A 24,425-nucleotide genomic window follows, 5' to 3' on the forward strand; every position below is an offset into this window, starting at 1 on the left:
CCGCGGACCTCTTTTGTCATTTCGTCATTTGGAGCCCCGGGACTTTCCACGGGGCTTGGCGTTGGGCTTGGGCTTTGCCTTGGCCCAGCCCGCCTTCCGCTGGGACTTGGCGGGGGAGCTGTTTCGCTCGGCGGTGTGCCGCCCGTCAAAGCGCTCCTTGCGCCCGTCTCCGGAGGGCTTTCCTCCCTTGCGGGCGGGAGGGGCGGAGGGCTTTTTGCTGCCGCCCCGGAACTCGCCCTCGGGCCGCCCCTGGGCGGCCTGCCCCTTGTCGGGACGGATGAGACAGCGCTTGCCGTAGCCGATCAGGTCCTCCCGGCCCGTCTTGTGGAGGGCCTCCAGCACCAGCTTCCGGTTCTGGGGCTTCCGCCACTGCATCAGGGCCCGCTGGAGGGCCTTGTCGTGGGGCGTCTTGGGCACAAAGACGGGCTTCATAGTGCGGGGGTCGATGCCGGTGTACCACATGCAGGTGGCCAAGGTGCCCGGAGTGGGGTAGAAGTCCTGGACCTGCTCGGGCATGTGGCCCTGTTTGTTGAGCCACTCAGCCAGCTGCACCGCGTCCTCCAACGTGCAGCCCGGGTGGGAGGAGATGAGGTAGGGCACCAGATACTGGTCCTTGCCGTAGCGGCGGTTGAGCTTGAAGTACTTCTCCCGGAACTTCTCATAGACCTCGATGTGGGGCTTGCCCATGTAGTCCAGCGTGTGATTGACGCAGTGCTCCGGGGCCACCTTCAGCTGTCCGGAGATGTGATACTGAACGAGGTCGGTGAAGAACTCGCCGCTGGGGTCCTTCATCAGATAGTCAAAGCGGATGCCCGACCGGATAAACACCTTTTTCACCCCGGGGATGGCCCGCAGCTTCCGCAGCAGCATCATGTAATCGGTGTGGTCGGCGTCCAGGTTGGGGCAGGGCTCGGGGGCCAGACAGGCCCGGTTTTTGCACATGCCGTACTTCAGCTGCTTCTGGCAGGAGGGGCGGCGGAAGGTGGCGGCGGGGCCGCCCACGTCGTGGATATAGCCCTTGAAACCGGGGTGGTGGGTGAGGGCGGTGACCTCACGAATGACGCTCTCGTGGCTGCGGCAGGAGATGGTCCGCCCCTGGTGGAAGGCCAGGGAGCAGAAGTTGCAGGCCCCGAAGCAACCCCGGTTGTGGGTGACGGAGAAGCGCACCTCCTCGATGGCGGGCACGCCCCCCATCTCGTCGTACATGGGATGGGGTTCCCGCACGTAGGGGAGCTCGGCCACCCGGTCCATCTCCTCAGTGGTCAGGGGGGAGGCAGGGGGATTGACCAGCAGGAACTCCCGGCCGTGCTTCTGGAGGATGGCCTTGCCCACCACCGCGTCGTGCTCCAGATACTCCACCATGTTGGCCCGGGCGTAGGCCTCCTTGCTGGAAGATACCTCCTCGAAGGAGGGGACCTCCACCTTGGGGTAGGCACATACGCCGGGGAACTTGACCGCCACGCAGGTGCCCCGCACATCGGTGATTTCGCTCACCGGGGTGCCGCTGGCCAGGCGGGCGGCAATCTCCACCGAGGCCTTTTCGCCCATGCCGTAGGTGAGAATGTCCGCCTGGGCGTCAAAGAGGATGGAGCGGCGTACCTTGTCCTCCCAGTAGTCGTAGTGGGCGAAGCGGCGCAGACTGGCCTCCAGCCCGCCGATAATAATGGGAATGTCCCCGAAGGCCTCCCGTACCCGGTTGGAGTAAACGATGGTGGCGTGGTCGGGGCGCAGACCGGCCTTCCGTCCGGGGGAGTAGGCGTCATCGTGGCGGCGCTTTCGGGCGGCGGTGTAGTGGGCCACCATGGAGTCGATGTTGCCCGCCGAGATGAGCACCCCCAGCCGGGGGCGGCCCAGGGACGCGAAGGCGTCGGCGCTGTGCCAGTCGGGCTGGGACAGGATGGCCACCCGGTAGCCCTCCGCCTCCAGCACCCGGCCGATGATTGTGGGGCCGAAGGAGGGGTGGTCTACATAGGCGTCTCCGGTGATGAGGAGGAAGTCATAGAAGTCCCAGCCCCGGCGGTCCATGTCGGCCCGGGAGACGGGGAGGAACAAATCGCGGTCAAAGCTCATGGTGTGCCTCTTTTCTTTGGTGTGGTTGGGGGATGGCAAAGGGAGCGGTTACCGCCGCTCCCTCACCTCGGAACGCCCCACCAGATAGTCCAGACTGACGTCGAAGAAGTCGGCGATGGCGATCAAACCCTTGAAATCCGGGTACCGTGTGGCATACTCGTAAGCCTGATAGGAATTCAGTGCCAGTCCAAACTCAGCCGCCATCTCGCGCTGTTTTAAACCGCGTTCCTTTCGCAGCTCTTTGATGCGTTCACAAAACTGTGCCATAACTTTGCCTCCGGAACCTTGACAATCACTTTGAGTGAGTATATCATATAATCACTCAAAGTGATTAAAATAAATGAGGTGATTTGATGCAGGACCTGTTAAAAAATATCCTCCGGCAGGAGACCGAGACGGCCCAGGCCGCCTGGGAGCTGCTCAAGACTCTGCCCGACTACCGCCGTTCCCGTATTTCGGAACGGCCCATCAGATAGTCCAGGCTGACGTCGAAGAAGTCGGCGATGGCCACCAGCTTGGCCACTTCGGGATAGGACTCGCCGTATTCATAGCCCTGGCAGGTGCGCAGCTTCACTGAGAACTGATCGGCCAACTGCTGTTGTGTTAACTTTTTTTCTTTACGCAGCTGCTTCATCCGTTGTGAGAACGTTGCCATTCTGACCTCCAAGACTCAACGTGAAAATCATTTTCATCTACTGCCGTAACAAAGCCAGAACGTTAAACGGAAAGGATGATACACATGCAGGACCTGTTAAAAAACATCCTCCGGCAGGAGACCGAAACAGCCCAGGCCGCCTGGGAACTCCTCAAGACCCTGCCCGACTACAACAAGGCCCGGCAGGAGCTGGAGAAAGCGACGGAGACCATCCGGGCTCAGGTGGACTTTCCCACCTACGATGCCTGGGAGAGTGCCTGGCTGGCCTGCTGTTCCTGTGAGCTGCGTACTTACTTCGCCCTGGGCCTGGGCCTGCGCCGGGAATTCATCCGGGAGCTGATGCTGTAAGGAGCGCTTACCGGTCGTAGCCGATGTACTTCTCCATAATGTCCAGGGGCACCCGGCTGCCCTGCTCCTCGCCCACCTTTACGAAGCCATACTTTTCATAAAAGCGCTTGGCGGTGGTGTTGTAGGGGGCGCAGCGCAGACGCAGCTTGTCCCGACCCAGGGGGCGGAAGTAGGAGACAGCCTGGCCGATGAGCTGAACGCCCAGCCCCTTGGCCCGCCGCTCGGGCATCAGATAGAAGAAGGGTATGTAGCCCGCGTTGTCCTCGCTGTACCGCTTGGCATCCAGCTGGATAAGACCGGCAATTTCGTCGTCGGCCATGGCCGCGGTGACTCCCCAGGGGGACTGCTCCAGATGGAGCCGGGCGTCCCGTAGGAAGCTCTCCCCGTCAAAGGACACGTCAGAGCCGTGAGTGGAGGTCCAGGCCTCCCGCCGGGCCTCCAGATAGACGCTCTCCTCGGTCTTCCAGTCCAGAGGACGGTACCACAGGTTTACGTCCCGCTGCTTAGCCTCCTTGCGCCACCAGGCCTGCTTGCCCAGGGTGGACAGCTCATCCCCCAGATGGGAGTTGTCAATCTCATAGATGACGTGGAACCGGCCGTTTTCATAGGCCAGACAGCTGACGCTGGTGTTGTCCCCGTGGGCTTGGCTCCGCCACTCCTCGGGGGTGAGCCCCTTGATATCAGCCAGAGCCTGGCGGATGGCGGTGCCGTGGCTGAACACGGCCACGGTCTGGTCCGGGTGGGCCTGGGCAATGTCATGAAGAGCCTCACACATCCGCTGCCCCACGGCGGCGAAGGTGTCGCTTCCCTCCACCTGCCAGGTGGGGTCACTGTGGTTGAAACGGCGCATGTCCTCCCGGTGGAAGTGGTAAGCGCCGCCCCAGGGCACGTCCTCCCACACGCCCATATGGATTTCACGCAGGCGGGGATCGGTGTGCAGCTCCAGCCCCTTGGGCCGGTACACCGCACGGGCGGTGGTCATGGTGCGGTACAGGTCGCTGGAGTAGACCGCGTCCACATGGACGTCCTGAAACCGCCGCTCCAGCGCCGCAATCTGGCGAAAGCCGTTGTCGGTGATCAGGGCGTCGTACCAGCCGTGGATCCGGCGGTACACGTTGCCCTCCGCCTCCGCGTGGCGAACGAGATAAATGGTGGTCATAGAGAAAAATTCCTTCTTACTGTTCAGAGTTTGGCCCGGTCCGGGGCTCGCCCCGCATCTCGATGTGGATGAGCAGGGACAGCAGCGCCCGCAGGAGAATCACCGCCCCCAGCACCAGCAGCTCATTGAGCTCCTGCACCAGGACGGTTTTTAAAATCTCCGCGGCCATTTTAAATTCCAGGCTGGTGGCCAGGCCGTTGGCCAAATCAAACTTCACATCCCTGGGCACGTGGGTGACCAGCCCCTTGCAGTAGCCCCAGAAGGCCCGCAGGGCGGAGATCACCACCACGATAATGCCCATCAGCTCACACAGGGAGATAATGGGGGGCAGAATCAGCTCGACCAGTTCTTCCAGCACGGCCCAGGCCTCCTTTTAAAAAATCCAGGGGTCCTCTTACGCCCAGGGCTGCACCCCGCCGGTGAGCTGGCTCACCTTGACAAGGCCCTGCTTTGCGGCGATGTCCCGCAGACCGTCCCGCACGGTGAGGGGGGCGTAGGGGTCGGCGAACATAGCGGTGCCCACCGCCACGGCGGTGGCGCCCGCCAGCATCAGCTGGGCCGCGTCGGAGCCCTTGCTCACGCCGCCCATGCCCAAAATGGGCACCTTCACGCACTGGGCGACCTCCCAAACCATCCGCACGGCCACCGGGAGCACCGCCGGGCCGGACAGGCCGCCGGTGTTCATCTTCAGTACCGGACGGCGGGTGTTTACGTCAATGCGCATGCCGCGGATGGTGTTGATGAGGGAAAGGGCGTCGGCGCCTGCCCCCTCCACCGCCCGGGCAATTTCGGTGATGTCGGTGACGTTGGGGGAGAGCTTTACCATCACAGGCACCTTGCCCGCATGTCGCTTGGCCATCTCCGTCACCTCAGCGGCCAGCTCGGGCCGGGTGCCATAGGCCAGACCGCCCGCCTTCACATTGGGGCAGGAGATGTTGACCTCGATCATGTCCACTCCGGCCTCAGCGAGCTTTTCGCACATAATGCCGTACTCCTCGGGGGTGTTGCCCGAGATGTTGGCAATGACCTTCACGTCATACTGACGAAGGAAGGGGAGTTCCTCCGCGATAAAGGCGTCCACGCCGGGGTTCTGAAGACCCACGGAGTTTAGGATGCCCATGGGCGTCTCCGCAATACGCGGACCGGGATTTCCTTCCCGGCGGTGGAGGGTAAGGCCCTTGGCGCAGATGCCGCCGATCTCCCCCAGGTCATAGAACTGACCGTACTCCCGGCCAAAGCCATAGGTGCCGGAGGCCACGCAGATGGGGTTTTTCATGGTCATGCCTGCCAGGGTGACGGACATGTCTACCTCAGGCAGCTGTACTTCCGGGGCCGCGGGGCGGATGGAGGGATCGGACTTTTCCGGGGACGAATTTTCACCATGGTCCACTGCCTCAGGCAGATAAACAAACTTTTTCTCAGGCATCCCAGTTCACCTCCCTGGAATCAAAGACCGGGCCGTCCTTACACACGTGCTTCCGGGAGCCATCGGCCATGTCGCAGGCGCACACCAGGCAGGCGCCCACGCCGCAGCCCATCCGCTCCTCCATGGAGACCTGGCAGGGAATGCCGAATTCCTCAGCCACCTTGGCCACGTTCCGGAGCATGGGCTTGGGGCCGCAGGCCAGCACGCCGTCATAATTCTTGTCCTCGCTCAGCTCCTGGCGGACCAGAGCGTCCACAAAGCCGTGGTAGCCCAGGGAGCCGTCATCGGTGGCGATGAGCACTTTGGCGCACTCATCGTTAAAGCAGTTCTGCAAAATGACCTTGTCCGCGGACCGGCCGCCCAGAATGGCGGTGGAGCGGCCCTGGGTGTACTGGGCGCAGCCACGCATGGGGGGGATGCCGATGCCGCCGCCCACCAGCAGGTAGCGGCCCTCCGGCTTTACGTCAAAGCCGTTGCCCAGCATGCCCAGCACGTCCACGCTGTGGCCCACAGGGCGGTTAGCCAGCCAATCGGTGCCCTCGCCCCGCACCTCAAAGACGATGGCCAGGGTGTCCTCCGGCTCGTCCTCCATGCAGGAGCACACCGAGATGGGGCGGCGCAGCAGCAGACCGTCCCCGCACTTCACGTGGACGAACTGACCCGGTCCCTTGCAGGAGGTGCGCACCATGTCGCCCACCTCCAGCACCATATACACCGCGTCGTGGTTCAGCCACTCCTTGGATACGATTTTACACTTACGCTCTACCTTCAAGCTTCATCACAACCTTAATGCAGAATCCGCCTAGCCGGGCGGAAATTTATTTTTCCCAGGGGGGCTTGCGCGGAGTTTCCCGCTGTGGGGTGTCCTCGCCGGAGGACCTGAGGCGCTGTCCACTCTGGGCCAGGCGCACCGCGCAGCTGGGGCAGCCGATGAGAGGGCTGTGCCTGGCGCCGCAGACCGGGCAGGTGACCTGCTCCTCCTCCTTTTGAGGCTGAGGAGGTTCGGATGGGCCGGGAATGAAAAATTCCGCCTTGCCGCAGCCCTCGCATCGGAGAATATCCACCTCCAGCCAGTCGGAAAAGATTCCGTCCCGGGTCACCGGGCCGAAGAGCCCCTCCGACCCCAGCTGGATGAGCTTGCGGCCGTACCGGAGCATGGGCTTGCCGCAGCGGAGACAGACCTTGTCCGTCAGCACCGCCTCCCGCTCTCGTTGGGCTGCCTCCCGGCTCTCCCTCAGAAAGGCCTCAATCTGCTCCGGGTCCGCCGCCCGGCCGGTGTCCAGGGCCCGCTGCCCCCGCTCCTCCTGAGACAGGTCCCACAGAGCCTTGCGGCACTGGCCGCAGACACTCTGAAACACATTGCCGCACAGCAGTTTCTCCTGCCCGAAGCGGGGGAGCTTTGTTCCACAGAAAATGCAGGTGTTTGCCATCCAAACTCCTCCTGTCAAAGGTGATTTCCAGGGGGAAACGGGGTGATTTTACACCACCGTCACAAACTGCTTGATGTCGTCCCGCATGGCAATGGCGGCGTTCCGGGCAGCTTCTTTAAAGTCGTGGCCGTCTCCGCCGGTCTTCTTCCAGGCGCACATGATGCCCCGGGAGGAGTTGACGATGGCGCCGTGGCCGTACTTGTCAAAGGCGTACTGCACGTCCTCGGCGGTGCCGCCCTGGGCGCCGTAGCCGGGCACCAGGAAGAAGGTGTGCTCCAGACGCTTGCGCAGGGCACGGATGTCGGAGGGATAGGTGGCCCCGGTGACCGCACCAGCCATGGTGTAACCATACTTGCCCTCGGTGCCCTTGGCAATGCGCTCGTTGAGGTCGCCCATCACCTGGTACACCAGCCGGTCCCCGGCCACGATGTCCTGAAGCTCGCCGGAGCCGGGGTTGGAGGTCTTCACCAGAACGAACACGCACTTGTCCTCGCCCTTGGCGGCCTCCAGGAAGGGGTTGATGGAGTCGGAGCCCATATAGCCGTTAAGGGTGACGCAGTCCACGTCGAAGGACTTGAAGGTCTCGCCCTCGATCTTGGCCCCGGACAGCCAGCCCTCAGCGTAGGCAGAGGCGGTGGAGCCAATGTCGCCCCGCTTGATGTCGGCGATGACGAAGAGGCCCTTCTCCTTGGCGTAGCGGATGGTGCGCTCCAGCATCTCCATGCCCTGCCAGCCCAGATTCTCGTAGTAGGCGCTCTGGGGCTTGACGGCGGGAACGATGTCGCACAGGGCGTCAATGAGGCCCACGTTGAACTGGTAAATGGCCTCGCAGGCCCCCTTCAGCCCCACGCCGTACTCCTCAAAGGCGGCCTTGCGGATGTGCTCGGGGACATACTCGATGCGGGCGTCCAGCCCGGCCACCGTGGGGTTCTTCATGGCGCGGATTTTATCCTGCAGTACATCAAAAGACATGAAACTCTTCCTCTCTCTTTGTTGTTGTGAATCAGGCGTCCTGGTAAATGATCCGGCCGCCTACAATGGTGTATTTCACCCGGCCCTTGACCTTTGCACCGGCAAAGGGGGTGTTCCGGGCCTTGGAGGCAAACTGCTCCGGGTCAATGACCCACTCCTCATCGGGGTCGAAGACGGTGAGGTCGGCGTCCACGCCCAGGGACATGCGACCCTTGGGCAAATGGAGAATGTCGGCGGGGTTGGTGGTCATCCGCTGGATGATGTCGGGCAGCTCCATCTTCTTGGTGTGATAGAGGGCGGTGAGGGTGATGGCCAGAGAGGTCTCCAGGCCGATCATGCCGCTGGGGGCGCGGGTGAGGGAGCGGGCCTTCTCCTCGGCGGAGTGGGGGGCGTGGTCAGTGGCGATGACGTCAATGGTGCCGTCCTTCAGGCCGGCTAGAATCCCCTTCACATCCTTGGCGGTGCGCAGAGGGGGATTGACCCGGGCCAGGGAGCCCTTGGTGAGCACTTCGTCCTCGGTGAGGGTGAAGTACTGGGGGCAGGTCTCGCAGGTGATGGGAGCGCCCCGCTTCTTCATCCGCCGGATGATGTCCACGCTCTTGGCGGTGGACACATGGCAGATGTGGACGTGGGCGCCGGTCTCCTCGGCCAGCATGGCGTCCCGCATGACCATGATCTCCTCGGCAATGGCGGGCCGGCCCTCCAGCCACAGCTGGCGGGACACGCTGCCCTCGTTCACCGCCCGGCCCTCCACCATAGAGGTGTCCTCACAGTGGCACAAAATGGGCAGCTCCTGCCGCCGGGCCCGAATCATGGCGTCCCGCATAAGGTTGGCGTTGTCCACATTGCTGCCGTCATCGGACAGGGCCACCGCGCCAGCCTTTTTCAGTGCCTCCGCGTCGGTGAGCTCTTCCCCGCGAAGTCCCATGGACAGGGCGGCGATGGGGTAGACCTGCACGCCGCAGGCCTCCTTGGCACGGCCCAGCACATAGGCCACCTGCTCCGGGCAGTCCACGGTGGGGTCGGTGTTGGCCATGCAGGCCAGGGCGGTGACGCCGCCCCGGGCCGCGGCGGCGCAGCCGGTGAGGATGTCCTCCTTGTAGGTCAGTCCGGGATCCCGCAGGTGGACGTGCATATCCACCAGGCCGGGACACACCACCAGGCCGGTGGCGTCAATGATCTGGTCTGCCTCGGGGGGAAGACCCCGCTCCAGCAGAGAAATTTTGCCATCCTCCGCCAGCAGGTCCTGCAGGACCACTTCTCCAGTGACGGGATGGACGACTCGTCCGTGTTGAATGAGTAATTTCATATGCAATTCCTTCCAAATTATTCAACGAAGGTTGACACGAATATCCAACTATAAATTATAGCGGAATACACAGGATTTAGCAACGGATTTTTCCGCCATTCGGGGAAGAATAATGGAGCGCGGAGGAATGAGATATGGATGCCTTTCGCGCGGAAGGAGTGAAATGCGGATGAACGGAACTTGCTGCTCCGGCGGCGGAAAATTTATCATGGGCATGGCCGCCGGCATGGTGGCCGGCGCGGCCATTGGTATGACCATGGCGCCCTCTCACCGGCAGATCAAGCGGGCGGCCCACCAGGCGGCCAAGCGGGTAAACGAGGCGGTGGAGAGCCTCACCGAGGCCATGGACCTGTAACAAAAAAGCCGGACGGGATTTCCGTCCGGCTTTTTTCAGCGCGCCGAGAGAGCTCGGCACGCTTCAAAAAACGCAAGCGTTTTTTGAGAAGATGCAGCCCGCTGCAGCGCACTCGCTTCGCTCGCACGTTTGCGGGCTGAGAAGTGTTTTTTTCGACGCACATGTCGCCGAAAAAAACGGATTTCAATTTATTTCGCCGCCAGCGGCGGCGAAACTCTGCCGAGGGCGTTTGAACCTGCAAAAATTTTACTTTTTGTAATTATACGTCGTTCCGGGGCTGGGCGCTCATCTCCCAGAAGCGCAGCTCGTGGAGGGAGCTCTGCCGGAAGATTTCCCGGCATCGGGCGGCCCGCTCCGGGGTGAGCCCCGCGCAGACCTGGTTGGCAAAGTCCACCCAGTGGTCGCATACCTCCTTGTAGGAGGGATCCGCGTAGTCCCGCACCAGGGGCCAGAAAAGAGAATCCTGCACCTGAGGGGCGTCTTGGGCAATTTTCTGGAAAATCCAGCCGTAGCTGAGCATGCAGGGCAGACAGGCCATCATGCACTCGGGAGCGCCTTGGCCGTCACGGGCGGCGGAAATCATGTAGTCCACATAGGCCCGGTTTTCCGGGCGCAGGGGCAGAGGCTGGATAGCCTGGTCGGTCAGCCCCCAGCGGGCCAGATACACCAGCCGGGTGGCGTCCTCACTCTCCTTCAGAAAGGAGAGCAGGGAGTGGTAGGCCCGGATTTCCTCCATATCCGTGGAGTGGAGCATACCCCAGGCGAAGACCTTGGCGTACTCCCGCAGGTAGAGGCTGTCGTCCACAATGTAGCCCTTGAAGCAATCCTCCGGCAGGGTGCCGTCGGACAGGCGGCGGAGAAATTCAGTCTCCAGACAGTCCTGCCAGATGGGCAGGCTGTCCTCAATGCAGGTGTCCAGAAAGGTGCTCATGACACAAAGTCCCCTTTCAAATCAAAGAGGTGGTCCAGGGGACCGCTGCCCGCACCCAGGTTCAGCATGGAGCCCAGAGCACCGGAGAGGTAGGCCTTGGCCCGTTCCACTGATTCCTCCAGGCTGTAGCCCTTGGCCAGGTTGGAGGCGATGGCGGAGGACAGGGTGCAGCCGGTGCCATGGGTGTTGGGGTTGTCAATGTGCTTGCCCCGGAACCAGCGGACGGTTCCGTCGTGCCACAGAAGGTCGTTGGCGTCGTTGAGGCTGTGCCCGCCCTTGCACAGAACGGCGCAGCCGTAGCGCTCGCCGATGGCCCTGGCGGCCCGTTCCATATCGGCGGGGGAGGCGATGTCCAGTCCGGACAGCACCTGGGCCTCGGGGATGTTGGGGGTAAGGAGGGTGGCCAGAGGGAGCAGCCGCTCCTTCAGAGTGTCTACCGCCTCCTGGGAGATGAGGCGGGACCCGCTGGTGGCCACCATTACCGGGTCCACCACGATGTTTACTGCCTTGTACTCTTTGAGCTTGTCCGCAATGACCTCGATGAGGGCGGAGGAGGAGACCATCCCCGTCTTGACCGCGTCCGGCCGGATGTCGGTAAAGATGCAGTCCAGCTGGTTGGCTAGAAACTCGGGGGTGGATTCCAGAATGCCGTAGACGCCGGTGGTGTTCTGGGCAGTGAGGGCCGTGATGGCGCTCATGGCGTAGACGCCGTTTGCGGTCATGGTCTTGATGTCTGCCTGGATGCCGGCGCCTCCGCTGGAGTCACTTCCAGCGATCGTCAATGCTGTTTTCATGGTATGTACTCCTTTCTCAGTAAACGCATTGAAGTTTTGTAACGCGACAGAAGGTGGTGCCCCCAATCTGCCGCGGGGGTTCACAAAGGTTCAGGGGGAGACCAGCTCCTCCGCCAGGGCCCGCAGCCGCCGGGCGGCCCCCTCCGGGTCGGGCTGGGCGAAGAGGGCGGAGACCACCGCCACGCCCCGGATGCCGCTCCCCGCTAGAGTGGGGAGGTTGTCCGGCCCGATGCCGCCGATGGCCACCACCGGGATGTCCACGCTTTGGCAGATGTCCCGTAAGGTCTCGTGGGCCAGAGCGGTCACATTTCCCTTGGTTCCGGTGGGGAATACCGCCCCGGCCCCCAGGTAGTCTGCGCCTGCCGCCTGAGCCCGCAGGGCCTCGGCCACGTTGTGGGAGGAGACCCCGATGATCTTGTCCGGCCCCAGCCGCTGCCGGGCCCGTCCGGCCTCCATGTCTTCCTGGCCCACATGGACGCCGTCGGCGTCCACCTCCAGGGCCAGGTCCACGTCGTCGTTAATGAGGAAAGGAACGCCGTAACGTTGGCAGATGGCCTTGATTTCCAGGGCCTCCGCCCGGAACTGCTCCCGGCTCAGGTGCTTCTCCCGCAGTTGTACCATGGTGGCCCCGCCCTTCAGGACGCCCTCCACCTGCTGGGCCAGGCTCACGCCGGGCAGGCGGCTGCTGTCGGTGACGGCGTACAGCCGAAGCTGCTGTTCATTGAATTTCATAGTCGCTCCTCCGATCCAGAGTGTCTCCATCTAAATGGCAAATGGTGTCCAGAATTTTTCCCCGGTAGGCAAAGTTGCCGTCCCAGGGCTCCATCCGGGTCCAGGCCAGCTCTCCGGCGGCGTCCATGGCGGCCACCGCGGCGGCCACCGCCTCCAGGGGGCGCTCCGGGTTGGCAGAAAGGTAGGCACACACCAGGGCGGACAGCTGACAGCCGGTGCCGGTAATCTTGCCCATTTCCGGCCGTCCTCCCCGGAGGACGAAGCAGCGCTTTCCGTCGGATACCAGGTCAATTTCACCGGTGATGGCCACGATGGTGTTGAGACGCCGGGCGGCCTCCTTTGCAAAGGCCACTCCCTGGGCCAGATGGTCTCCGTCCACCCGGTCAGCGGGGGAAACGTCCACCCCGCTGAAGGCGGGAGCCTGCTCCAGCAGGGCCTTGATCTCCGAGCTGTTGCCCCGCACGGCGGCAAAGGGAACGCTCTGGAGAAGGCTTTTTGCGGTCTCCCGGCGCAGGCTGCTGCCGCCCACCCCCACCGGGTCCAGCACCACCGGATGGCCCAGCCGGGCGGCCTCCGCCCCGGCGGCGTGCATGGAGGGGATGGTCCGCCGGCTCAGGGTGCCCAGATTGAGGGTCAGCCCCTGGCAGCCGGCGGTGATTTCCGCGACCTCCTCCGGGTCATCGGCCATAATGGGCCGGGCGCCGCAGGCCAGCAGCAGATTGGCTACGTCGTTGGCGGTGACGTAATTTGTGATGCAGTGAATGAGGGGCGCGCGCTGACGCACCGCCTCCAGACAGGAACCCAGCATGAGCCTGCCTCCTTATGAGAAATGATAAAATGAAACCGCCGGAGCCCGTCCTGATTTCGGACGACCCCCGGCGGCGATACCATCATGCGGCTATCTCCCTGCGTTGGCATTATCCAAATCAGGTCACAGGTCGAAGCGCTCAGCTTCCTCTCAGCCCGTCTGCGAGCTCCCTTGTTGTCTCCGCGCTTTGGCACGGACTGGCAGTATTATAATCCCCGCAAAAGGAGATTGCAAGTTTTTTCCCCATAGGGTATGCTAGAGGCAGTAAGACAGAGGGGGCACAGGGATGGAGCAGGAGCGGGACCTGGCGGGGCAGATTGCCTGGGCCAGAGAGGACGAGGGCGAGATTACAGGCGGCAGGTTCCAGGGAGTTTTGCTGGAGGGAGCGGACCTGTGGGAGCTGGAGCTGCGGGAGGTCACCCTCACCGGCTGCCGGCTGGTAAACTGCGACTGTACCAAGCTCAGCCTGTACCGCTGCCGGCTGGAGAACTGCTCCTTTGAAGGGTGCTCCTTTGCCAAGAGCTTCTGGCTGGATACCCGGCTGGAGGGCTGCAAAGGAGAGGGCTGCGACTTCCGGGGCAGCCGGGTGAAGGGGAGCGTCTGGCGGGAGGGACGGTTCCGATACGCCAATTTTGCCCAGAGCCGCTGGGAGCGCAGCCGCCTGGAGGGCTGTGACCTGCGGGAGGCGGTGCTGTCCGAGGCCCAGTTTCACCGTGCAGAGCTTGATAAGGTGGATCTCACCGGGGCGGAGCTCTTTCGGGCCCAGCTGGGCGGTCTGGACCTGTCCCAATGTACCCTGGATCAGATTGTGCTCTCCCAGAGCTGTGCCGAGCTGAAGGGGGCGACCATCGCGCCCCATCAGGCCCCGGTGGTGGCCCGGATTCTGGGGATCAACGTGCTGGAATAAAAAGGAGGAATTTCCATGACCGATCGTGAGCTGGTGGAGCGGGCCTTTGCCATGCACAAATTTTCCTATGTGCCCTACTCCCGCTTTCCGGTGGGGGCGGCCCTGCTGTGCGCCGACGGGACGGTGTTTACCGGCTGCAACGTGGAGAATGCCGCCTACGGCTCCACCATCTGCGCCGAGCGCACCGCCCTCCTGAAGGCCATCAGCGAGGGGCACCGGGAGGACTGGCAGACCATTGCCATCGCTGGACAGGGGGAGGACTATTGCTGGCCCTGCGGAGCTTGCCGGCAGATGCTCTACGAATTTGCACCCAACCTGCGGGTGCTGGCTGCCAGGGGGGATGGCCAGTTTCAGTGTGTTCCCCTCCGTGAGCTGCTGCCCTACGGCTTCGGTCCGGCGTCCTTGCAGGGGTAACGGTCCATCCAAACGCGTACCATTAAAACCGGCCGCCTCCGGGCGGCCGGTTTTTTGCGGAAAAAAGAAAATGAACCGGGTGAGATTTTTTACCCCTCTCATGGATATTCTTAATGAAAGGCCTTTCAAGAGAAAACCCGAAAGGAGGTGGGTGGTCTTGACGGAGGAGGCATTTGGCCATGCGGTGCGCACCTATGGAGACACGGTGTACCGTGTGGCCCTCCATGCCCTGAAGAACCCCGCAGATGCGGAGGATGTGATGCAGACGGTGATGCTGCGGCTGCTGGAGAGCGGCCGGGACTTTGAAAGCGAGGAGCACCTGAAGCACTGGATCTTGCGGGTGGCGGTGAACGAGAGCCGGAAGGTGCTGCGCTCCTTCTGGCGGCGGACCTCAGTCCCGCTGGAAGAGTGGCGGGACGGTCCCGCGCCGGAGGACCGGGAAAAAACAGAGCTGCTCCGGGCGGTCATGGGGCTGGAGACAAAGTACCGTCTGACCGTATATCTCTATTACTACGAGGGATGTACCGTGGCGGAGGTGGCGGCAGCCTTGGGTGCCAATCCATCCACGGTGCAGACCTGGCTGCTCCGGGCCCGGAAACGGCTGCGCCGGGAGCTGAGGGAAGAGGAAGAAAAGGAGGAACCTGGGTATGTTCGACCGCAGATTGTACCATGAAGTGTGCCGGGAGCTTCGGGCTCCGGAAGAAAAAATTGAGGAGATTTTGACCATGACAAAGACCAATTCCCCTAAGAAGCACCGCAGACCGGTGCGTACCGCTCTGGTAGCTGCCGCGGCTGTGGCCATGATGGCTGTGGGCGTCAGCGCCGCCAACCCCCAGGCAGTGCAGAATATGTTTGTTCAGATTGCCACTGTGGTGCGGGTGGACGAGTTCCGCCAGGAGATGACCACCACCGATGGCGAGCAGATGACCGTGCTGTCCCTGCCCAAGATTCAGGTGGAGAACCGGGATGGCCGGGCGGTGCTGGTGGTTGACGAGGAGGAGACGGACATCACCGACGCGCTGGCTCAGGACGGAAGCTATGTGTATGAGAAGGCCACCCAGGAGGGGACCAAGCTCACTGTGACGGTGAAGGGCAGCGGCGCCGAGGACTGGACCATGGAGGTGTCCATGTTCGAGGATGGAGAGGAAGTGCTCTCTTACAGCGGAAAAAGCGGCGAGGACAGCCTGGGCGTCGGCGGGTCCATTGAGGGAATGCCTGAGGACTGGGAAGTAAATGTGGGAGAGGGAGAAGAAAACATCTCCGCCGCTATTACGGTTACCGATTCCTCCGGATGTGTCGCCCTGGACAAAACCGTGTCCGATTAAGCCGCAGCCGATTGAAAAAGAAAAAATCCCTGTCTGCATACTTTGACGCCGGAGGGAGAAAACTAGCCTTGGATTTCAATCCGAGGAGGTAATCTGACGTGGTTATGGACAAAATTGCCCTGACCCTGCTGATCATAGGCGGCCTGAACTGGGGCAGCATTGGTCTGTTTCAGTTTGACCTGGTGGCCTTTGCCGGCGGCGGGTCGGGCAGCATGGTCAGCCGCGTGATTTACACGCTGGTTGGCCTGTCTGCTGTATGGTGCATCTCCCTGCTGTTTCGCAACAAGGGCGCGGCGGGGGAGCGTGGCTGACAAGAGCAAACCCCAGCATAACAAAACAGGAGTCTGAAGCGGATGCTTTGGACTCCTGTTTGATTTTTTTACATTCTGTTCGATTTTACAAAGACTTAACAGGGCGGTTGTTTTGCATTTTACATTCCCTTTTTATACTGAGCACCGTAATCCAGAAGGAACAAAACGAACAAAAAGGAGTACTTAAAATGAAGAAACTGACTTGTCTGGGCCTGTCCATTGTGATGGCTCTCTCCCTGCTGGCCGGCTGCGGCAGCAGCAATACCGGTGACACCACCTCCGACCAGAGCAGCGCCGGCAGCAACAACGCCGCCTCCTCCTCCGGCAACACCGAGACCACCCTCAGCGGTGTGGTGAACACCAACGGTTCCACCTCCATGGAGAGCGTGATGAAGATTCTGGGTGAGGCTTTCCACGAGCTGAACCCCGACGTTGAGGTCAAGTACAACGGTTCCGGTTCCGGCGCCGGTGTGACCTCCGCCATCGATGGCACTGCCGACCTGGGCCTGGCTTCCCGTGAGCTGAAGCCCGAGGAAGAGGAGCAGGGCGCTGTGGCCCACGTTGTGGCTCTGGACGGTGTGGCCGTTGTGGTCAACCCCGAGAACGGTGTGGAGAGCCTGACCGTGGAGCAGATTGCCCAGATTTTCAAGGGTGAAATCACCAACTGGAAGGAAGTTGGCGGCGAGGACATGGAGATTGCCGTCTACGGCCGTGAGGCCGGTTCCGGCACCCGCGGCGCCTTCGAGGAGATTCTGGGCATTGAGGATGCTGCCAAGTACCTCAACGAGTATTCTTCCACCGGTGACGTCATCGGCAACGTAGCTTCCAACCCCGCTGCCATCGGCTATGCCTCCCTGTCCGCTGTGGGCGACACTGTCAAGGCCGTGAAGGTGGGCGGTGTGGAGTGCACCGAGGCCACCGTGCAGGACGGCAGCTACGCCATCCAGCGCCCCTTCATCATGATCACCAAGGACGGCACCGAGCTCAGCGAGGTTGCCCAGGCCTTCCTGGAGTTCGCCATGAGCGCCGATGTGGCTGACCTGATCGCCCAGGCCGGTGCGGTGCCCCCCGTTCAGTAACTCAGACAGCTGAGAACCAAGACCAAAACACGCGTCCATTGGTCGCGTGTTTTGGCCTGTAAACAGACAAACGCAATGTGGATTCAATGTTAGGAAAGGCGGTTTCACAGTGAAGCGCACCCAAAAAATCAATCCTCTGGAGGCCGGAATGCACGGGCTGTTTTTCCTTTGCGGCTTCGTGGCCGTAGCCTTCGTGTTGGTTATCACCGTATATCTGGTCATCTCCGGCCTCCCGGCCATTCGGGAGGTGGGCTTGGTGGACTTCCTGTTTGGAACCACCTGGGACTCGGACAATAAGACCAATCCCCAGTACGGAATTTTGCCCTTTATCCTCACCTCCATTTACGGCACCGCAGGCGCCATTATCATCGGCGTGCCCATCGGCTTCCTGACGGCGGTGTTCCTGGCCAAGGTGGCGCCCCCCAAGGTGGCCTCGGCCATCCGTCCCGCCGTGGACCTGCTGGCGGGTATCCCCTCCGTGGTCTACGGCATGGTGGGTATGGCGGTGCTGCTGCCCGCCATCCGGGAGGCCTTCAACCTGCGGGCGGGCGATACCCTTCTGGCCGCCATCCTGGTGCTGGCGGTGATGATCCTTCCCTCCATTATCTCCGTGTCGGAGACAGCCCTGCGGGCGGTCCCCCGGGAGTATGAGGAGGCCAGCCTGGCTCTGGGCGCCACTGAGATCGAGACCTATTTCCGGGTCACTGCCCCCGCGGCCAAGAGCGGCATTGCCGCCGCCGTGGTGCTGGGCGTGGGCCGCGCCATCGGCGAGGCCATGGCCATCATGATGGTGGCCGGCAACGCCCCCAACATGCCCGGACTGTTCAAGAGCGTTAAATTTCTTACCACCGCTGTGGCCAGCGAGATGTCTTACGCGGCCGACGGCAGCCTGCATAAAATGGCTCTGTTCTCCATCGGCCTTGTGCTGTTCATCTTCATTATGATGATCAATGTGGGGCTCAACGTGATTCTCAAGCGGGAGAAGGAGTGAGCGGGATGGAAGGAGCAGATATTATGTCACAAACTGCCGTAACGATGGAAGCGCCCCGGGAAAAGAGCTGGGGGACCGGACTTTCCGCAGGCCGTAAGGCCTATGACCGGGGCCTGCGGGCTCTGGTTTGGCTGTGTGCGGGTCTGACCTGCGCGCTGCTGCTGTTTCTCATCGGATACATCCTCTACCGGGGCCTGCCGGGCCTGTCCTGGGAGTTCCTGACCACCCAGGAGTCCCTGCTGAAGGGGACCATGGGCATTCTGCCCGCCATCCAGAACACCCTTTATGTGGTGGTGGTCACCCTGGTGATTGCCCTGCCTCTGGGCGTGGGAGCCGCCGTCTATCTGACGGAGTACGCCACCAACCACCGGCTGGTCAACGCCATTGAGTTTGCCACCGAGACCCTGTCGGGCATCCCCTCCATTCTGTACGCCCTGGTGGGCTACCTGGCCTTCAGCAATACCCTGGGCCTGGGCTACTCCCTGCTGGCCGCTTCCCTGACCCTGGCCATGATGAACCTGCCCACCATCATCCGTACCACCCAGGAGTCCCTGAAGACGGTGCCCCAGGGCTACCGGGAAGGCGCTCTGGGCCTGGGCAGCGGCAAGTGGCATATGATCCGCACCATTGTGCTGCCCGGCTCCATCGACGGTATCGTCACCGGCTGCATTCTGGCCGTGGGCCGTATCGTGGGTGAGTCGGCCGTGCTGCTGTACGTGGGCGGCATGGACAGCACCCTGAACAATTTCTTTGCCAGCCTGGACAAGTTCGCCCACAGCTCGGGCGCCACCCTGACCGTGCAGCTGTACGTCTTCGCCAAGGAGCGGGCCATGATGGACCCGGCCTTTACGGTGGCTGTGGTGCTGCTGGCGCTGACCTTCCTTATCAACCTTGCGGCCAAAGTGGTGGGCAAGAAGCTCAGACAGAAGTAAACGGCCGAGTCTTATTGAAATAAAGGAGCCATCATCAGACATGGAAGACATTATTCTCTCCGCCCGGGACCTGAACCTGTACTACGGGGAAAACCACGCCCTGAAAAACGTGATGATTGACATTCCCGAGCGCAAGATTACCGCTTTGATCGGGCCCTCCGGCTGCGGCAAGTCCACCTTCCTGCGCACCATCAACCGGATGAACGACCTCATTCCCGGGGTCAAGATCACCGGCTCGCTCACCTACCGCGGCCAGGAGATCTATGCCCCGGAGCAGGACGTCACCGACCTGCGCAAGCGCATCGGCATGGTGTTCCAGAAGCCCAATCCCTTCCCCATGTCCATCTACGACAACGTGGCCTACGGCCCCCGTACCCACGGCATCCGCAACAAGGTGAAGCTGGATGAGATCGTGGAGGAGTCCCTGCGGGGGGCGGCCATCTGGAACGAAGTGAAGGATCGGCTGAAGAAGTCGGCTCTGGGCCTGTCCGGCGGCCAGCAGCAGCGTCTGTGCATCGCCCGCGCCCTGGCTGTGAAGCCGGATGTGCTGCTCATGGACGAGGCTACCTCCGCTCTGGACCCCATCTCCACCTCCAAAATTGAGGACCTTGCCTCGGAGCTGAAAAGCGATTATACTATCATCATGGTGACCCATAACATGCAGCAGGCCGCCCGTATTTCGGACAATACCGCCTTCTTCCTGCTGGGTGAGCTGGTGGAGTTCGGCGACACCGAGCAGATCTTCTCCATGCCCCAGGACAAGCGGACCGAGGACTACATCACCGGGAGGTTTGGCTGATTATGAGAAATTCCTTCAACGAGCAGCTGGAACAGCTGAACGTAGAGCTCATCAAGATGGGCGCCTTGTGTGAGGAGGCCATTTCGGCAGCCACCAAGGCGCTTTTGGAGCGGGATTTGCAGTTGGGCGAGCGTGCCCGGGTGCTGGAGCAGGAGATCGACCACAAGGAGCGGGATATCGAGACTCAGTGCATGAAGCTGCTGCTGCGGCAGCAGCCGGTGGCCGGTGACCTGCGGGCGGTGTCTGCGGCCCTTCGTATGATCTCCGACATGGAGCGCATCGGCGACCAGGCCAGCGACATTGCAGAGATTGCCCGGGACATGGAGGAGAGCCGCCTGAGCCGGACGGTACCCATGGCAGAGATGGCCCGCGCAGCCATCCGCATGGTGACCGACAGTGTGGACGCCTTTGTCCGGGGAGATCTGGCGCTGGCTCACGATGTGCTGCGGGAGGACGACCAGGTGGACCAGCTGTTTCTCCAGGTGCGTGAGGAACTCATTGCCCTCATTGCCGCGGGAGAAAACGGGTCGGTATGCCTGGACTTGCTCATGGTGGCCAAGTACTTTGAGCGCATCGGCGACCACGCGGTGAACATTGCCGAGTGGGTGGAGTACTCCCTGACCGGTGCCCATAAGAGCGTGGAATAAGTACGGGCGGGGCGACTGTGCCGCCCGCGGGACATAGAGGAGGCCGAGAGGCGGATGATTTACATTCTGGAGGACGACACCAGTATTCGTAAGCTGGTGGTTTATACCCTGAACAGCCAGGGCATGGAGGCGGAGGGCTTCGAGCGCCCCTCCCGATTCTGGAGCGCACTGGAGGAGCGGAAGCCGGAGCTTTTGCTGCTGGATATCATGCTGCCCGAGGAGGACGGCCTTCAGATTCTCAAACGCCTGCGGGCCGATCCCAACACCCGGAAGCTGCCGGTCATTATGCTCACGGCCAAGGGCACGGAGTATGACAAGGTGCTGGGCCTGGACCAGGGGGCGGACGACTACATTGCAAAGCCCTTTGGAATGATGGAGCTCATGGCCCGCATCCGCACCGCCCTGCGCCACGCCGGGCAGGACGGGGAGGAGAAGACCACCTACCGGGTGGGCGAGCTCTACGTGGACCCCAGCCGGCATATCGTCCGGGACGGCCAGCGGGAGGTCACCCTCACCCTGAAGGAGTTCCAACTTCTCTGCCTGTTGCTGGAGCGGAAGGGGACGGTGTTCACCCGGGACCAGCTGCTCAATACCATCTGGGGCTATGAGTTTGACGGGGCCAGCCGGACGGTGGACGTCCATATCCGGACCTTGCGGCAGAAACTGGGGGATTCGGGCAACTGCATTGAGACGGTGCGGGGCATCGGTTATAAAATCAACGGAGAAGGGGCCTGACCCCGCCGTACTATGACAAGGAGCCAACTATGACAGCCAAAATTTTTCGCAATTCCATGGTGGTGGGGCTCTCGGTGTTCCTGCTGTCCGTGGCTTTGTTTATGGGTGTGCTGTACCAGTACTTTGGTACCCAGCTGACCCAGGAACTGCAGTCGGAGGCCGTGCTGGTGGCCCGGGGCGTGGAGTCCATGGGAATGGACTACCTGGAGAATCTGAACCTCTCCAACCGCGTCACCTGGGTGGACACCGACGGAACGGTGCTCTATGACAACCAGGCCGACCCGGCTACCATGGAAAATCACGGCGACCGGGTGGAGATTCAGGAGGCCATGTGGGGCAGCCAGGGCAGTGCCGTGCGCTACTCTGAGACCCTGTCGGAAAAGACTTTTTATGTGGCATGTCGGCTCAGCGACGGCTCGGTGATCCGTATGGCCAGCGCCCAGTACACCATTGTGGTGCTGCTGCTGTCCATGGCTCAGCCGCTGCTCATCATTCTGGTGGTGACGCTGATTCTGGCGGCCGTTCTGGCAAACCGCCTGTCCAAGCGGATGATCAAGCCCATTCTGGAGCTGGACCTGGAGCACCCCGAGGAGTGCAATACCTACGATGAGCTTGCTCCCTTCCTCACCCGGATTCGCCGGCAGAACGACACCATCAAGGGGCAGATGAACCTGCTGCGCCAGCGGCAGGAGGAGTTTGCCGCCCTGACGGAAAATATGTCCGAAGGCTTTGTGCTGCTGGACCAGAGGGGGCACATCCTCTCCTATAACTCCGGGGCCCTGCGCCTGCTGGGCGCGGCCATTCCAGCGCCGGAGGCCAACGTGCTGGCCCTGGACCGCACCGACGCCTTCCGCCACAGCGTGGAGCAGGTGCTCGCCGGCTGCCGCAACCAGGGACGGCTGGACCGGTCGGGCCGGTGCGTCCAGATTCTGGCCGACCCGGTGTTCCGGGACAAGGACGTGGTGGGCGCCGTGCTGGTGCTGGTGGACATCACCGAGCGGGAGCAGGGGGAGAAGATGCGCCGGGAGTTTACCGCCAACGTGTCCCACGAACTGAAGACCCCACTCACTGCCATCTCCGGCATGGCGGAAATTATGAAAAACGGCATGGTGAAGCCGGAGGACGTGACTGGCTTTGCAAGCGACATCTATAAGGAGAGCCAGCGGCTCATTGCCCTGGTGGAGGACATCATCCACCTCTCCCGTCTGGATGAGGGGGAAGATGACCTGAAGCGGGAGCCCACGGATATGCTGGAGCTGGCCAAGAAGGTGGCTGGCCGCATTGACCCTCTGACCAAGCAGGCTGGGGTGTCTCTGGCCGTGGCGGGTGCTCCCTTCATCGTACAGGGCATTTCTTCTGTGCTGGAGGAAATGGTGTACAATCTGTGCGACAACGCCGTAAAGTATAACCATGCCGGCGGCACCGTGGCGGTGTCCGTCTCGCCCAAGGGCAAGGGCGGCGTGGTGGAGGTGACCGATACCGGCATCGGCATCCCCATTCAGGACCAGCAGCGGGTGTTTGAGCGGTTTTACCGGGTGGACAAGAGCCACTCCAAGGAGATCGGGGGCACCGGTCTGGGCCTGTCCATTGTCAAACATGGAGCCGCCCTCCACGACGCTCAGGTGGAGCTGGAGAGTACCCCGGGCCAGGGCACCACGGTGCGCCTGATTTTCCCGGAGGAATAAGGGGTAAACAAGCGGACGTCTCAAAGCGGGGACGTCCGCTTTTTTCTGCTCATAGAGGGACCCTGGGGTGCTGAAAAAGAAAAATGGATGAAACCTTAAAAAGTTGGGAACCTTTTTGAAAGAGAGCCGTCCAATACACCGGGCACCCCAGTGACGGGGAGAACGGCCCTCTGAGTATTGGAACATAACTGAACTTGAAAAGGAGAACCTCATTCATGAAAAAGATTCTTGCTTTTGCGCTCACCCTGGCGCTGTCCCTGACCGTACTGGCCGGATGCTCCAGCGGCACCAAAGCCTCCGATAAGACCCCCGAGGAGCTGACCCAGCTCTACACTGACGCCATCACCGCCAACGGCGGCGAGATGGTGGAGTACAACCCCGTGATCTCCGAGATCAGCGAAGAGGATCCTCTGGGCGGCGTGATTCTGGAGAGCCTGGGCCTGACCCAGGAGGACATGACCGCCTTTGCAATCAGCATGAGCATGATGAACGTGAAGGCCTACGGCATTGCCGCCATCATGCCCGCTGAGGGCAAGGAGGAGACCGTTGCCCAGGCCCTCCAGGGCTATATCGACCGTCAGCAGCAGAACTTCGAGACCTATCTGGCGGACCAGTACGAGGTGGCCAAGAACGCGCACCTGGAAACCCTGGAGGACGGTACCGTGCTCATGGTTATGTGCGAGGGTCAGGATGCAGTGTTTGAGGGCATTTCCTCTTCCATCCTGGGCAAATAAGTTGGAATATTCTGTTCTGAGGGAAAACGGCCGCGAAAGCGGCCGTTTTTTGTCAAAACTTTTATCTGAGCCAATAGATAGCAAAATATATAAAATAACGGCAGAATATCGAACGTCTATTGTAATTTACAACCAAAAATGGTATGATAAGACTACCACAGGAAAACGACGGCAGAAACAGCCCAGTGGTCCTGAAAAAAGGAGGGTCAGATATGAACGTGGAACAAATCCAATATCCCTACAATCCCAAGCTGATCGTTTCCGCTTATTCCGGCCATTTTGCCACCCGTCACTCCCACAACAGCCACTATATTGACATTACCCGCATGAAGCATGAGCACACCATGGCCCGGGAGGCGGCCATGACCTTGGCTCAGGCCTATACCTATGAAAAAGGGGTGGACACCATCGTCTGCCTGGACGGCAGCGAGGTGATCGGAGCGTTTCTGGCCCGCCACCTGGCGAAAAAAGAAATGTTTGCCGTCAATCAGGACAAAAATATCAATGTCATTACCCCGGAATATGATTCCAACGGCCAGCTGATTTTCCGGGACAATCTCATCTCCATGGTGGAGGATCAGCAGGTGCTGATTTTGATTTCCACGGTGAACTCGGGCAAGACGGCCCGCAGGGCGGTGGAATGTGTGCAGTATTACGGGGGAAAGGTACAGGGAATTGCCGCCATCTTCCGCGTCCCGGAGCAGGTGGAGGGCATTCCGGTCTATGCTCTGTTCTCTCCGGCGGATATTCCCGGCTATGTCACCCATGCCCCCAAAGAGTGTCCCATGTGTGCGGCAGGGATGAAGATTGATGCCCTTTCCAACAGCTATGGATTCTCGCTGCTGTAAGCGGCGGCACAAAAGCGGGGGGCCCCCCC

31 protein-coding genes and 1 riboswitch are annotated in these 24,425 nt (G+C 61.6%); of the genes, 17 read left to right on the forward strand and 14 right to left on the reverse strand.

Annotation, left to right across the window (positions count from 1 at the left end; all coding sequences use genetic code 11):
- Positions 1 to 24 precede the first annotated feature (24 nt).
- Both DWX58_RS01315 and DWX58_RS01320 read right to left on the reverse strand, forming a co-directional pair.
- Positions 25 to 2,070, reverse strand: coding sequence for a YgiQ family radical SAM protein (locus DWX58_RS01315; protein ID WP_118641105.1), 2,046 nt, complete (start codon positions 2,068 to 2,070; stop codon positions 25 to 27).
- Between the two features lie 48 nt (positions 2,071 to 2,118).
- Positions 2,119 to 2,337, reverse strand: coding sequence for a helix-turn-helix transcriptional regulator (locus DWX58_RS01320; RefSeq protein ID WP_118641106.1), 219 nt, complete (start codon positions 2,335 to 2,337; stop codon positions 2,119 to 2,121).
- A gap of 86 nt (positions 2,338 to 2,423) precedes the next feature.
- Between DWX58_RS01320 and DWX58_RS15820 the strand changes: the two genes are divergently transcribed.
- Positions 2,424 to 2,546: a hypothetical protein gene (locus DWX58_RS15820; RefSeq protein ID WP_279229845.1), complete on the forward strand. Its 123-nt coding sequence runs from the start codon at positions 2,424 to 2,426 to the stop codon at positions 2,544 to 2,546.
- On the opposite strand, the gene DWX58_RS01325 is transcribed toward DWX58_RS15820, so the two are convergent.
- Positions 2,507 to 2,662 (reverse strand): helix-turn-helix transcriptional regulator, encoded by a 156-nt coding sequence (locus DWX58_RS01325; RefSeq protein ID WP_243093208.1) that lies wholly within the window; start codon positions 2,660 to 2,662, stop codon positions 2,507 to 2,509. The two genes, DWX58_RS15820 and DWX58_RS01325, sit on opposite strands and share 40 nt — an antisense overlap.
- A gap of 147 nt (positions 2,663 to 2,809) precedes the next feature.
- Between DWX58_RS01325 and DWX58_RS01330 the strand changes: the two genes are divergently transcribed.
- Positions 2,810 to 3,073 carry a hypothetical protein gene (locus DWX58_RS01330; protein WP_118641108.1) on the forward strand — a complete coding sequence of 88 codons (264 nt, stop codon included), beginning with the start codon at positions 2,810 to 2,812 and terminating at the stop codon, positions 3,071 to 3,073.
- Positions 3,074 to 3,080: 7 nt separating this feature from the next.
- Here DWX58_RS01330 and DWX58_RS01335 read toward each other — a convergent pair whose 3' ends face one another.
- The 7 genes from DWX58_RS01335 to DWX58_RS01365 form a co-directional block, all read right to left on the reverse strand.
- Entirely contained in the window at positions 3,081 to 4,232 is a 1,152-nt protein-coding gene (locus tag DWX58_RS01335; protein ID WP_118641110.1) for a bifunctional histidine phosphatase family protein/GNAT family N-acetyltransferase, read from the reverse strand.
- 16 nt (positions 4,233 to 4,248) lie between these two features.
- Positions 4,249 to 4,590 carry a DUF1622 domain-containing protein gene (locus tag DWX58_RS01340; RefSeq protein ID WP_118641112.1) on the reverse strand — a complete coding sequence of 114 codons (342 nt, stop codon included), beginning with the start codon at positions 4,588 to 4,590 and terminating at the stop codon, positions 4,249 to 4,251.
- Between the two features lie 36 nt (positions 4,591 to 4,626).
- Positions 4,627 to 5,550 (reverse strand): dihydroorotate dehydrogenase, encoded by a 924-nt coding sequence (locus DWX58_RS01345; RefSeq protein WP_118641498.1) that lies wholly within the window; start codon positions 5,548 to 5,550, stop codon positions 4,627 to 4,629.
- A gap of 100 nt (positions 5,551 to 5,650) precedes the next feature.
- Complete coding sequence (locus DWX58_RS01350) at positions 5,651 to 6,430, reverse strand: dihydroorotate dehydrogenase electron transfer subunit (RefSeq protein WP_199648629.1); 780 nt, start codon at positions 6,428 to 6,430, stop codon at positions 5,651 to 5,653.
- A gap of 46 nt (positions 6,431 to 6,476) precedes the next feature.
- Positions 6,477 to 7,088 (reverse strand): hypothetical protein, encoded by a 612-nt coding sequence (locus DWX58_RS01355; RefSeq protein WP_118641114.1) that lies wholly within the window; start codon positions 7,086 to 7,088, stop codon positions 6,477 to 6,479.
- Between the two features lie 48 nt (positions 7,089 to 7,136).
- Entirely contained in the window at positions 7,137 to 8,060 is a 924-nt protein-coding gene (pyrF, locus tag DWX58_RS01360) for an orotidine-5'-phosphate decarboxylase (RefSeq protein WP_118641116.1), read from the reverse strand.
- A 31-nt stretch (positions 8,061 to 8,091) separates the two neighbouring features.
- On the reverse strand, positions 8,092 to 9,369 hold the full coding sequence (locus DWX58_RS01365; protein ID WP_118641118.1) for a dihydroorotase: 1,278 nt from the start codon (positions 9,367 to 9,369) through the stop codon (positions 8,092 to 8,094).
- Between the two features lie 169 nt (positions 9,370 to 9,538).
- Here DWX58_RS01365 and DWX58_RS01370 point away from each other — a divergent pair, with 169 nt between their 5' ends.
- The gene (locus tag DWX58_RS01370; protein WP_118641120.1) at positions 9,539 to 9,724 is read left to right on the forward strand and encodes a hypothetical protein; all 186 of its coding nucleotides are present in this window, start codon (positions 9,539 to 9,541) and stop codon (positions 9,722 to 9,724) included.
- A gap of 259 nt (positions 9,725 to 9,983) precedes the next feature.
- On the opposite strand, the gene DWX58_RS01375 is transcribed toward DWX58_RS01370, so the two are convergent.
- The 4 genes from DWX58_RS01375 to thiM form a co-directional block, all read right to left on the reverse strand.
- The gene (locus DWX58_RS01375) at positions 9,984 to 10,655 is read right to left on the reverse strand and encodes a TenA family protein (protein ID WP_118641122.1); all 672 of its coding nucleotides are present in this window, start codon (positions 10,653 to 10,655) and stop codon (positions 9,984 to 9,986) included.
- A complete protein-coding gene (thiD, locus tag DWX58_RS01380; RefSeq protein WP_118641124.1) occupies positions 10,652 to 11,449 on the reverse strand; it encodes a bifunctional hydroxymethylpyrimidine kinase/phosphomethylpyrimidine kinase in 798 nt (265 codons plus the stop codon). The genes DWX58_RS01375 and thiD overlap by 4 nt, the downstream gene beginning before the upstream one ends.
- A gap of 90 nt (positions 11,450 to 11,539) precedes the next feature.
- The gene (thiE, locus tag DWX58_RS01385; protein WP_118641126.1) at positions 11,540 to 12,181 is read right to left on the reverse strand and encodes a thiamine phosphate synthase; all 642 of its coding nucleotides are present in this window, start codon (positions 12,179 to 12,181) and stop codon (positions 11,540 to 11,542) included.
- The gene (gene thiM / locus DWX58_RS01390; RefSeq protein WP_118641128.1) at positions 12,168 to 12,989 is read right to left on the reverse strand and encodes a hydroxyethylthiazole kinase; all 822 of its coding nucleotides are present in this window, start codon (positions 12,987 to 12,989) and stop codon (positions 12,168 to 12,170) included. Before thiM ends, thiE begins: the two co-directional genes overlap by 14 nt.
- A 77-nt stretch (positions 12,990 to 13,066) precedes the next feature.
- Positions 13,067 to 13,172, reverse strand: a riboswitch (TPP riboswitch).
- Between the two features lie 103 nt (positions 13,173 to 13,275).
- Between thiM and DWX58_RS01395 the strand changes: the two genes are divergently transcribed.
- The 14 genes from DWX58_RS01395 to DWX58_RS01460 all read left to right on the forward strand — a co-directional run bounded on the left by DWX58_RS01395 (position 13,276) and on the right by DWX58_RS01460 (position 24,396).
- Positions 13,276 to 13,896, forward strand: coding sequence for a pentapeptide repeat-containing protein (locus tag DWX58_RS01395; protein WP_118641130.1), 621 nt, complete (start codon positions 13,276 to 13,278; stop codon positions 13,894 to 13,896).
- Positions 13,897 to 13,911: 15 nt separating this feature from the next.
- Positions 13,912 to 14,310, forward strand: a complete 399-nt coding sequence (gene cdd, locus DWX58_RS01400) for a cytidine deaminase (protein WP_118641132.1) — start codon at positions 13,912 to 13,914, stop codon at positions 14,308 to 14,310.
- Positions 14,311 to 14,467: 157 nt separating this feature from the next.
- On the forward strand, positions 14,468 to 14,983 hold the full coding sequence (locus DWX58_RS01405; RefSeq protein ID WP_118641134.1) for a sigma-70 family RNA polymerase sigma factor: 516 nt from the start codon (positions 14,468 to 14,470) through the stop codon (positions 14,981 to 14,983).
- A complete protein-coding gene (locus DWX58_RS01410; RefSeq protein ID WP_118641136.1) occupies positions 14,958 to 15,635 on the forward strand; it encodes a hypothetical protein in 678 nt (225 codons plus the stop codon). The genes DWX58_RS01405 and DWX58_RS01410 overlap by 26 nt, the downstream gene beginning before the upstream one ends.
- 98 nt (positions 15,636 to 15,733) lie before the next feature.
- On the forward strand, positions 15,734 to 15,946 hold the full coding sequence (locus DWX58_RS01415; protein WP_118641138.1) for a DUF378 domain-containing protein: 213 nt from the start codon (positions 15,734 to 15,736) through the stop codon (positions 15,944 to 15,946).
- 188 nt (positions 15,947 to 16,134) lie between these two features.
- Entirely contained in the window at positions 16,135 to 17,025 is an 891-nt protein-coding gene (locus DWX58_RS01420) for a phosphate ABC transporter substrate-binding protein (RefSeq protein WP_118641140.1), read from the forward strand.
- A gap of 148 nt (positions 17,026 to 17,173) precedes the next feature.
- Positions 17,174 to 18,016: a phosphate ABC transporter permease subunit PstC gene (gene pstC, locus DWX58_RS01425; protein ID WP_118641500.1), complete on the forward strand. Its 843-nt coding sequence runs from the start codon at positions 17,174 to 17,176 to the stop codon at positions 18,014 to 18,016.
- Positions 18,017 to 18,039: 23 nt separating this feature from the next.
- Positions 18,040 to 18,948, forward strand: coding sequence for a phosphate ABC transporter permease PstA (gene pstA / locus DWX58_RS01430; RefSeq protein ID WP_243093210.1), 909 nt, complete (start codon positions 18,040 to 18,042; stop codon positions 18,946 to 18,948).
- 40 nt (positions 18,949 to 18,988) lie between these two features.
- The gene (gene pstB / locus DWX58_RS01435) at positions 18,989 to 19,747 is read left to right on the forward strand and encodes a phosphate ABC transporter ATP-binding protein PstB (RefSeq protein WP_118641144.1); all 759 of its coding nucleotides are present in this window, start codon (positions 18,989 to 18,991) and stop codon (positions 19,745 to 19,747) included.
- Positions 19,748 to 19,749: 2 nt separating this feature from the next.
- Positions 19,750 to 20,394: a phosphate signaling complex protein PhoU gene (gene phoU, locus DWX58_RS01440; RefSeq protein ID WP_118641146.1), complete on the forward strand. Its 645-nt coding sequence runs from the start codon at positions 19,750 to 19,752 to the stop codon at positions 20,392 to 20,394.
- Between the two features lie 54 nt (positions 20,395 to 20,448).
- Positions 20,449 to 21,129 carry a response regulator transcription factor gene (locus DWX58_RS01445; RefSeq protein WP_118641148.1) on the forward strand — a complete coding sequence of 227 codons (681 nt, stop codon included), beginning with the start codon at positions 20,449 to 20,451 and terminating at the stop codon, positions 21,127 to 21,129.
- Between the two features lie 29 nt (positions 21,130 to 21,158).
- Positions 21,159 to 22,814: an ATP-binding protein gene (locus tag DWX58_RS01450; RefSeq protein ID WP_118641150.1), complete on the forward strand. Its 1,656-nt coding sequence runs from the start codon at positions 21,159 to 21,161 to the stop codon at positions 22,812 to 22,814.
- Positions 22,815 to 23,029: 215 nt separating this feature from the next.
- Positions 23,030 to 23,548 carry a DUF4358 domain-containing protein gene (locus DWX58_RS01455; protein ID WP_118641152.1) on the forward strand — a complete coding sequence of 173 codons (519 nt, stop codon included), beginning with the start codon at positions 23,030 to 23,032 and terminating at the stop codon, positions 23,546 to 23,548.
- Between the two features lie 212 nt (positions 23,549 to 23,760).
- Positions 23,761 to 24,396 carry an orotate phosphoribosyltransferase gene (locus tag DWX58_RS01460; protein WP_118641154.1) on the forward strand — a complete coding sequence of 212 codons (636 nt, stop codon included), beginning with the start codon at positions 23,761 to 23,763 and terminating at the stop codon, positions 24,394 to 24,396.
- Positions 24,397 to 24,425: the final 29 nt, after the last annotated feature.

The sequence above is a fragment of the Pseudoflavonifractor sp. AF19-9AC genome (assembly GCF_003478995.1).
In the GTDB taxonomy this organism is placed as follows: domain Bacteria; phylum Bacillota; class Clostridia; order Oscillospirales; family Oscillospiraceae; genus Lawsonibacter.